2 protein-coding genes are annotated in these 1,590 nt (G+C 71.7%); both read right to left on the reverse strand.

Annotated features, from left to right (window positions below; genetic code table 11):
• The coding region (locus G6026_RS16870) for an ATP-binding cassette domain-containing protein (RefSeq protein WP_182613847.1) at positions 1–805 on the reverse strand (805 nt) is incomplete at its 3' end.
• A partial coding sequence (locus G6026_RS16875) for an iron chelate uptake ABC transporter family permease subunit (RefSeq protein ID WP_241728155.1) occupies positions 802–1,590 on the reverse strand: 789 nt, incomplete at its 5' end. The genes G6026_RS16875 and G6026_RS16870, both read right to left, overlap by 4 nt.

The raw sequence follows: 1,590 nt of genomic DNA on the forward strand, positions 1-1,590 counted from the left end.
TCCCATCGCGGACCCCGTGCCGCCCGAGCGGCAGCATCAGCGGCCGGCCGGACGTGGGGTCGGGGATCACCACCGAGTCGAGCCCGAACACCGCGCTCACCATCTCGGTGGTGAACACCTCCCGGGGCGCGCCCGCGCAGTGCACCCGCCCGCCGGCGAGCGCCACCAGGTGGTCGGCATAGCGGGCGGCCAGGTTGAGGTCGTGCAGGACCATGACGATGGTGGTGCCGCGGTCGCGGTTGAGGTCCACCAGCAGGTCCAGCACCTCCACCTGGTGCGCCACGTCGAGGAACGTGGTGGGCTCGTCGAGCAGCAGCAGGTCGGTGTGCTGGGCCAGGGCCATGGCGATCCAGACGCGCTGGCGCTGTCCGCCGGACAACTCGTCCACGGCCCGGTCGGCGAGCTCGAGGGTGCCGGTGGCCTCGAGTGCGGCGGCCACGGCCTCGTCGTCGTCCCGGCTCCACCGCGACAGCATCCCCTGATGAGGGTTCCGCCCGCGGCCCACCAGGTCGGAGACGGTGATCCCCTCCGGAGCGAGGGGGGACTGGGGGAGCAGCCCCAGCGTGCGGGCCAGTTTCTTGGCGGGGATGCGGTGCACCTGCTCACCGTCCAGGAGAACCTGCCCGCCGCGGGGCCTGAGCAGCCGGGACATCGACCTGAGCAGAGTGGATTTGCCGCAGGCGTTTGCCCCGACGATCGCGGTGATCCGCCCCGGTGGCACCTGCAGGTCCAGGTCCTGGATGACGGTGCGGTCGCGGTACCCCAGGTCGAGGCCGGTCGCGTGGAGGGTGTGGTCGGTGGTCACAGTGCGCCTCCGGTGCGATTGCTGCGGGCGATCAGGTAGATGAGGTACGGCGCGCCGAGCACCCCGGTGATGACGCCCACCGGGTAGCGGGAGCCGAAGGCGTACTGGCCCACCAGGTCCGCGCCGAGCACCAGGATCACGCCCACCAGCGCCGCCGGCACGAGTGGGGAGCCGTGCGGGCCCACGAGCCGCGCGGCGATGGGCCCGGACAGGAACGCCACGAACGCGATGGGCCCGGCGGCCGCGGTGGCGAAGGCGATCAGGCCGACCGCGGCCACGATGAGCATGATCCGGGTGAGCTCGGTGCGCACGCCGAGTGCGGAGGCGGTGTCGTCGCCCAGCCGCAGCATGGACAGATCGCGGGATTTGAGCAGCAGCACCGGGGCGAACACGAGGCACGCCACCAGCACCGGCTGCACCTGGGGCCACGAGGCACCGTTGAGGCTGCCGGTGATCCAGCGCATGGCCTCCTGCAGCTCCCACTGCGGCGCGGTCTTGAGGATGTAGTTGGTGGCCGCGTTGAGCATGGCCGCGGTCCCGATGCCGATCAGCACCAGTCGCGTGCCCACCACCCCGCCGCGATAGGCCAGCAGGTAGATGGCCAGGGCCACGGCGATGCCCGTGACGATCGCGAACACCGAGACCTGTGCGCCGCCCAGACCCAGGATGACGATCGCGAACGCCGCCGCCGCGCTGGCGCCGGAGCTGATGCCGATGATGTCCGGGGAGGCCAGTGGGTTGCGCAGCATGGTCTGGAAGGTCACACCGCCGATGCCGAAGCAGAC

Origin of the sequence: Dietzia sp. DQ11-38-2 (assembly GCF_014145055.1) — a bacterium.
Lineage (GTDB): Bacteria > Actinomycetota > Actinomycetes > Mycobacteriales > Mycobacteriaceae > Dietzia.